This is a genomic window from Streptomyces polyasparticus (assembly GCF_014493765.1).
Lineage (GTDB): Bacteria > Actinomycetota > Actinomycetes > Streptomycetales > Streptomycetaceae > Streptomyces > Streptomyces polyasparticus.
Map to the genome: position 1 here is coordinate 1 of NZ_JACTVJ010000142.1, position 721 is coordinate 721.

The 721-nt window shown below is 27.5% G+C and carries 1 rRNA gene; it reads right to left on the minus strand.

What is annotated here, in order from left to right:
- A 23S ribosomal RNA gene (locus tag H9Y04_RS49230) occupies positions 1 to 721 on the minus strand; the annotation flags it as partial.

Genomic DNA, 721 nt, shown 5'->3' on the forward strand with positions numbered 1-721 from the left:
GTCCTTTCGTACTAAAATATTTATACTTAATAAGGATAGAAACCGACCTGGCTTACGCCGGTCTGAACTCAGATCATGTAAGAATTTAAAGGTCGAACAGACCTATTAATTTAACTGCTACATTAAACCATTATCTTAATCCAACATCGAGGTCGCAAACTTTTTTATTGATAAGAACTCTTAAAAAAAATTACGCTGTTATCCCTAAGGTAACTTTTTCTTATAATCATTAATAATGGATCAATAATTCATAAATCAATGTATTCATTAATAAAGAGTTATTTTTATCTCTGTGTCACCCCAACATAATACAAATTATGAATAAAAAAAAATCTACATTAAAATTTCATATTTATATAAAGCTCTATAGGGTCTTCTTGTCCTTTATTATAATTTAAGCCTTTTGACTCAAATGTTAAATTTTACATTATTACCCACAGACAGTTTATACCTCGTTAAACCATTCATTCTAGCCTTCAATTAAAAGACTAATGATTATGCTACCTTTGCACGGTCAAAATACCGCGGCCCTTCAAATAATTTCAGTGGGCAGGTCTGACTTTAAATAAACTCATTCAAAAAGACATGTTTTTGATAAACAGGCGAGTATAAATTTGCTGAATTCCTTTAAGTAAATTATCTGTTTTTTTATAAAAAAAAACACTTAATATATATATACTAATTTCATCATTATTACTTTAATGATAATATTTAATTTTAT